The organism is Mucilaginibacter sp., assembly GCF_036383575.1.
Taxonomy (GTDB): domain Bacteria; phylum Bacteroidota; class Bacteroidia; order Sphingobacteriales; family Sphingobacteriaceae; genus Mucilaginibacter.
In genome coordinates this window covers 1-6,778 of the sequence record NZ_DASVOB010000568.1, presented here as the reverse complement: position 1 = coordinate 6,778, position 6,778 = coordinate 1, and the positions used below count along the sequence as shown (strand labels likewise).

Here is a 6,778-nt window from a genome sequence, read left to right as displayed (position 1 = left end):
AAGGCTGCCCGCAAAATTGAATTTTATAATGGTAAGCTTGATTGCCGCCTGTTTGAGTATGAACTATACCTGGGCAGCAAACGCGAACCGAAAGAAGAAAATTAAATGAAAAAGATCCTGTTATTTATAACACTTATTTTATCATCGGTACTGGTTAAGGCACAAACACAATTAGCATTTCCATTTCAGGGCGGAAGCCCCATCATGAACCGTTTTTTTAAAGACAGTCTTGTTGTATCACCCGAGATCATCAAAAAGAAGGCGACCGGCACAGCTGTGTTTAAATTTACTGCCGATGATAAAGGTGCCATTAAAAAGATCATAGTTTACTATGCTGATGATGCCATACTGGTAGTGCCCATCATTGATGCGCTGAAAAAATCAAACCATAAATGGATCATCCCCGATCATGAAAAACTGCATGATTTTATTTTGCCGTTTTCTATCAACTTTAATGCACCTGCAAATGCCAGTAACGCAACTATAAAAGCAGCATTTGATTATTACAGCAAACGCAGGCCTATCATATCCTATAACCAGGTTCCGCTTGAAACAGCTACTTTACTACCTTCAGTAACGGTTAGTTACGATTTGAGCGAGTAGTTTTAAAAATACAAGGCACACTAAAGCGACAGATTTTACATTCTGTCGCTTTTTTTATAAAAAAATTTTTTTTTGTCTTTACTATTAATTAACGTAGTCGTTCAAAATCTATAACATTACACACGCCTTCACACCGGGTGTTAATTTTTAATTAAAAAAATCATAATATTTCGCCTTTCAAAAGGCCATTCATTAAAAAAATTTCAAAATTTTGAAATCCGTAACCCTAATATTCTCGTTAGTTATAAACTAATTAATATGTAATCGGATGAAAGATATGCTAAATTTCAAGATCAAGGCCATAGCTGCTAACATAAGGCATACACGGGAAGGACTAAATTATACCCAGGAGTACCTTGCGGCTAAGTTAGGTATATCGCAAAATGCCTATAGCAAAATAGAGTTAGGTTATACAAAGATAACCGTTGAAAGGCTCTTCCAGATCGCCTCTATTTTGGAGGTTGAAGTTGCCGAACTTATCAATACAGAAAAAGTAGTAGCTGCTTAACGTTATTATATACAATCCCATTGTTCTGTCTTTTGCTTAGTATCTTTGCAAAAGATGGAACATAATAAACTCATTGGCGCTACTGTAAATTTTGTGCGCGATACCCTCAGGGATGCTGAAGGCGGCCACGACTGGTGGCACATTCACCGCGTTTGGACAAACGCAAAACTCATCAACCAAACAGAGAAAACTGATCAGCTTGTAGTTGAACTTGCTGCCTTGCTGCACGATATTGCCGATAGTAAATTTCATAACGGCGATGAAGAGATCGGTCCGCGTACGGCCGGCAATTATCTGCAAAGCATGAATGTTGATGCCGCTGTTATTGAACATGTACAGCAGATCATCAGGCATATGTCGTTCAAGGCCAGCTTTGATAAAAAATCTTTTCACTCACCAGAGCTGGAAGTAGTACAGGATGCCGACAGGCTTGATGCCATCGGTGCCATCGGCATTGCCCGTGCATTTACCTACGGTGGGTTTAAAGGCCGCGAATTGTATAATCCTGAGATCAAGCCCAACCTTAGCATGACCAAAGAGGAATATAAAAACACAACTGCCCCAACCATTAATCACTTTTACGAGAAGTTATTATTGCTTAAGGATAAGATGAATACACCAACCGGGAAAGCGATCGCCGCGCAAAGGCATGCCTTTATGGAAGATTATTTGAAACAGTTTTTTGAGGAATGTGGTTCATAGTTAACGCGAAAGCTTACTTTTGCGCCAAAATTGACTGCCCGTGAAAAAACTTATACTTACTATAATACCTGTTTTAATTGCTGCCGCTACTTTTGGGCAGGATACAGTTAAACGACAACGGTTTAACTTCCATTTCCAGCAAACGGTAATTACCCAGTACAAACCATCTTTCCATGCCGATTATACCGGCGATAACAGCTTACTTACCGGAGAGGAAACACAAAGCTCTATCACAACCACACTTTTTGGCGGTGCAAGGCTTTGGAAAGGCGCTGAAGCTTACTTTAATCCCGAACTTTCGGGTGGCGCGGGCTTGAGCAAAACTTTAGGTGCAGCCGGTTTTCCCAATGGCGAAACGTTCCGTGTAGGCGGTGCCGAGCCAAAGATCTATATCGCCCGTTTGTATTTTACCCAAAACTTTGAATGGGGTAAGGATAAAGACACCATAAGCGACGATGCCAACCAGTTGGCCGGTTTAAAAAGCAAACGCTATTTTTCGGTTACTGTAGGTAAATTTGGCATGGCCGATTTTTATGACGGCAATGAATTTAGCCACGATCCGCGTACGCAGTTCATGAACTGGAGCTTAATGGATAACGGCGCTTGGGATTACCCCGCCAATACCCGCGGGTATGTTATGGGCATCCATACCGAACTGGGACAACCAAACTGGACCTTGCGCTTTGCCTTCACCATGTCGACCACTACTGCCAACGGTGCAATTTGGGATCAAAAAATAGGCAGGGCCAACACCCAGACCTTAGAGTACGAAAAACGCTATACCCTTAATGGTCAGAACGGAACCTTCAGGATCCTGGGCTTTAGGAACAACGGTAAAATGGGCGATTATCGTCAGGCTTTGGCCTTAAGTCCGGTTGCACCCAATGTTGATACTACCCAAGCTTATGGCAGGCACAAATATGGTTTTGGCATCAGCGCCGATCAGTATTTAACCAAAGATTTTGGGGTATTTGCAAAAGTGAGTTACAACGACGGTAAAACTGAAACCTGGTATTTTACAGAAATAGACCGTTCACTGAGCTTTGGGGGCGTACTTAAAGGCACATCATGGAACCGCGGCGATGACGAACTGGGGCTGGCTTTTGTAGCTAACGGCATCTCAAATGCTCACCGCGATTACCTTGCGGCCGGCGGCTACGGTTTTATCATAGGCGATGGTAAGCTTAATTACGGCACCGAGTTTATTGCCGAGCTTGACTATAAGATCAACGCTTATCAAAAGAAATTCTGGATCACACCCGGCTACCAATTTTTACTGAACCCTGCCTATAATAAAGACAGGGGACCGGTAAACGTGCTTTCGTTAAGGGCACACGTGGAGTTTTAAACGAGTCGGCAATTTTAAATAACTGACAGATAAAAATATGTCATTGCGAGGAGGAACGACGAAGCAATCGCATACTATACAGGGCGGATATGCTTCCGTGCGATTGCCGCGCTACGCTCGCAATGACATGATTTGTTTTTCTTATACAACTGCCGTTTTCATAACTGCAACTACTACTTAAACCTGCCACTAATTAATGCTTGTTCCCAAACCCAAATTCGCGGTAAGTATTCGGCGCATCGTCGGTGTTACTGAAGGCGAAAGTGAAGGTAGCAGTCCAGTTTTCGTAATCGGCCTTTTTATCCTGCGATGGTTCAACATGGGTTGAGCTGATCATATACACCCCTTCGCGGCTCAGTTTAAAAAACACCAAACCATTGCTATCGCTCAATAATTTTTGCGGAACAATAGTGCCATTCAGGGTACGTACATACTGCATTACTATAGCATCTTTCATCGGTTTGCCTCTAAAAAGCACCTGGGCAGTAACATCATCACCATATGCAGACTTGTACGGATTTTGCTGGATCACAATTTCATAATCTTCGCCCAGCGGTTTATCAAAGTCCTTCCCGTTCGCTTTATCTACAGAAATAAGCGTTTTGGTTGCCTGGTGATACCTTTCAACAAAGTATTGCTGGCTGCTGGCCCTTGCTTCTTCGGCCATTTTATCAAGGCCTTCGCTTTCAAGCGCCCTGATAAATTTATTCCTTTCCGATTCTGTTTCATCCTCCCTTACCAGCTCAAAAAGTGCAAGACCAGAGTTTTGCAGCTGATAAGTAAGCAGGCTGCTATCGGCCGCGTTGCTCAATTTTGACAGATCTGTTTTTTTCGAGCCTTCGTACAGCATAAACTTAGTTGCCTTTGCTGTGGCGTACTTAAATTCATTTTCGGGCTTGAACTCATTCCCGCTCAGTAAGTGCAGGTTAAGCTTATCGCCTTTATGAACGTAAAAATTATGTGGCAATAAGAAAAAATCCTGCGAGCTGGCCGCAAAGCCGATCATGAGCAGTAGTATAATGATGAAAATAGAGTTGCGTTTCATAGTTTTTTGATAGTTCATCAAACATACAAAGTTTTAAAAACTTCAGTAGTTTTACGTTATGATTTTTGACAGGAAAAACCTCGATAATGATACTTTGCTGGCATTTTACAAAAAATTGCTATTTCCGCGCATGGTTGAAGAGAAGATGCTGATCCTGCTGAGACAGGGTCGCATAGGTAAATGGTTTTCGGGTATTGGCCAGGAAGCCATAGCTGTAGGCAGTGCCCTGGCCATGAATGCCGACGAATATATTTTACCCATGCACCGTAACCTGGGTGTTTTTACATCCCGGGATATCCCGCTCTCCAGGTTAATGGCCCAGTGGCAGGGCAAACCTTCGGGCTTTACCAAAGGGCGCGACCGCTCTTTTCATTTCGGTACACAGGAGTATAAGATCATCGGCATGATATCGCACCTTGGTCCGCAGCTTGCCCTGGCCGATGGGATTGCCCTGGCTGATGTATTATCGCGCAAAAAAAAATCAACCCTTGTTTTTACCGGCGAAGGAGCAACCAGTGAGGGCGATTTTCACGAGGCCCTGAATATTGCCGCTGTATGGAAACTGCCGGTAATATTCCTGATCGAAAATAACGGCTACGGCCTGTCTACGCCCACAAACGAACAATATAACTGCCGCGAACTGGTTGATAAAGCCATAGGCTATGGTATGGAAGGCCGGCGCATTGACGGCAACAACCTGCTTGAAGTTTATAACACCATAACCACACTTAATAAAGCCATTCGTGAAAACCCACGTCCTGTTTTATTGGAGTGTATGACCTTCAGGATGCGCGGACATGAGGAAGCATCGGGCACTAAATACGTCCCCAATAACTTATTTGAGTGGTGGGCAGGAAAAGACCCGGTAACAAACTTTGAAAAATACCTGCTTGCCGAAGGCGTATTGTTTAAAGACATGATCCCTGTTATCCGTAAGGAGTTCACCACGCTCATCGAAACTGAGATTGAAAAGGCTTATGCCGAAACTGATATTGTACCCGATGTAGCCACCGAAGTACGGGATATGTACAAACCATACAGTTTCCCGGCTGTGCAGGCAAAACCATCACCGGTCAGCAATAAGCGCTATATAGATGCCATTAGCGATGGCCTTAAACAAGCCATGCGCAAACATCCTAACCTGGTGATCATGGGGCAGGACATTGCCGAATATGGCGGCGCGTTTAAAATTACCCAGGGCTTTGTAGAAGAGTTTGGCAAAGCCCGCGTGCGCAATACCCCCATTTGCGAATCGGGGATTGTTGGCGCAGGCATGGGGCTTGCACTTAACGGCTATAAAGCCGTTGTTGAAATGCAGTTTGCCGATTTTGTCACGTGTGGCTTTAATCAAATTATTAATAACCTGGCCAAAACACATTATCGCTGGGCACAGGGGGTTGATGTGGTGATCCGCATGCCTGCAGGAGCAGGTACCGGTGCAGGCCCGTTCCACTCGCAAAGCAATGAAGCCTGGTTTACCAAAACGCCCGGCCTGAAAGTTGTTTACCCGGCCTTCCCCACAGATGCCAAAGGCCTGCTGCTCGCCGCCATTGATGACCCCAACCCAGTAATTTATTTCGAACACAAATACCTGTACCGCAGTATCAGTGCTAATGTGCCTGATAATGATATAATGATTGAGATTGGCAAAGCCAACGTCATCAAGCAAGGCGATACGGCCAGCATCATTACATTTGGCCTTGGGGTACACTGGGCGCTGGAATATGCCGATAAACATCCCGATCAATCCATAGAGGTCATCGATCTGCGCAGCCTTCAACCCTGGGATCAGGAAGCTGTTGAAGCCAGCGTTAAAAAAACAGGTCGCGCACTGATATTACATGAGGACACACTAACCAACGGTTTCGGGGCCGAAATTGCCGCTCACATCGCAGAGCATTGTTTTAAATACCTCGATGCTCCTGTAATGCGCTGTGGTAGCCTGGATACGGCCATCCCCATGAACAAGGCTTTGGAGGATCAATTTTTGGCTAAGGCGCGGTTGGAGGAGAGTATGGAGAGGTTGTTGGCTTATTAAGCATGACTTCCGGCTTGCACACAGCTACTGGTCGAAGTTACGCTATCGCTAAACTTCAACCAGTGGGGGAAGACTTATAAAGTTTTAAAAACTTCGTAAGCCTGGATTCTAAAACTTTTCATCGGTAGCGGCCAAAGCTCTTACGCTGCGCTTGATATATACTTTACCAAACTCCTTTTAGCCACCGGCAGCAACGTTTGCTCAAGCGGAAAAGTGATATCGCTATGAACATAGTAAACAGCAGGGTTGGGCATAAACTTGTTACGATTAATAAGGTGCAGTTTAATATTCTCGGGGGTATTGGTGATACTTTGCTCGTAGGTATCAACAAAAGCTACATTAATGCCACGGTATTTATCGTCCTTCCCCTCAAAAATAGTGATCTGGTATTCATAGATCCGGTTGGTGCTTTCCTTGCCGTTATGTAACGAAAAGTATCCGTGATAAGGCATTAAGGGGATGATGCCTACCGGGTCAATATTAACATGGCGTTCTACAAAATCATAAATATCCCTGCCGGTTTTAATAGCCGGG

The 6,778-nt window shown here is 44.2% G+C and carries 6 protein-coding genes and 1 pseudogene; 5 read left to right on the top strand and 2 right to left on the bottom strand.

What is annotated here, in order from left to right:
• Positions 1–105 precede the first annotated feature (105 nt).
• The 4 genes from VF500_RS20395 (at position 106) to VF500_RS20380 (ending at position 3,161) form a co-directional block, all read left to right on the top strand.
• A complete protein-coding gene (locus VF500_RS20395) occupies positions 106–603 on the top strand; it encodes a hypothetical protein (protein ID WP_330861446.1) in 498 nt (165 codons plus the stop codon).
• Between the two features lie 268 nt (positions 604–871).
• A complete protein-coding gene (locus tag VF500_RS20390; protein WP_121232613.1) occupies positions 872–1,111 on the top strand; it encodes a helix-turn-helix domain-containing protein in 240 nt (79 codons plus the stop codon).
• A 54-nt stretch (positions 1,112–1,165) separates the two neighbouring features.
• Positions 1,166–1,813: an HD domain-containing protein gene (locus VF500_RS20385; RefSeq protein ID WP_330861445.1), complete on the top strand. Its 648-nt coding sequence runs from the start codon at positions 1,166–1,168 to the stop codon at positions 1,811–1,813.
• Between the two features lie 40 nt (positions 1,814–1,853).
• Positions 1,854–3,161 (top strand): carbohydrate porin, encoded by a 1,308-nt coding sequence (locus VF500_RS20380; protein WP_330861444.1) that lies wholly within the window; start codon positions 1,854–1,856, stop codon positions 3,159–3,161.
• 193 nt (positions 3,162–3,354) lie between these two features.
• Here VF500_RS20380 and VF500_RS20375 read toward each other — a convergent pair whose 3' ends face one another.
• Positions 3,355–4,224 (bottom strand): DUF4198 domain-containing protein, encoded by an 870-nt coding sequence (locus tag VF500_RS20375; RefSeq protein ID WP_330861443.1) that lies wholly within the window; start codon positions 4,222–4,224, stop codon positions 3,355–3,357.
• Between the two features lie 40 nt (positions 4,225–4,264).
• Between VF500_RS20375 and VF500_RS20370 the strand changes: the two genes are divergently transcribed.
• Positions 4,265–6,244: a dehydrogenase E1 component subunit alpha/beta gene (locus tag VF500_RS20370; protein WP_330861442.1), complete on the top strand. Its 1,980-nt coding sequence runs from the start codon at positions 4,265–4,267 to the stop codon at positions 6,242–6,244.
• A gap of 140 nt (positions 6,245–6,384) precedes the next feature.
• On the opposite strand, the pseudogene VF500_RS20365 reads toward VF500_RS20370, so the two are convergent.
• A pseudogene (locus VF500_RS20365) lies at positions 6,385–6,778 on the bottom strand (hypothetical protein); the annotation flags it as partial.

Coding starts and splice junctions, on each gene's coding strand:
- VF500_RS20395 (WP_330861446.1), top strand. CDS start 106: ATGAAAAAGATCCTGTTATTTATAACACTTATTTTATCATCGGTACTG.
- VF500_RS20375 (WP_330861443.1), bottom strand. CDS start 4,224: ATGAACTATCAAAAAACTATGAAACGCAACTCTATTTTCATCATTATA.
- VF500_RS20390 (WP_121232613.1), top strand. CDS start 872: ATGAAAGATATGCTAAATTTCAAGATCAAGGCCATAGCTGCTAACATA.
- VF500_RS20385 (WP_330861445.1), top strand. CDS start 1,166: ATGGAACATAATAAACTCATTGGCGCTACTGTAAATTTTGTGCGCGAT.
- VF500_RS20370 (WP_330861442.1), top strand. CDS start 4,265: ATGATTTTTGACAGGAAAAACCTCGATAATGATACTTTGCTGGCATTT.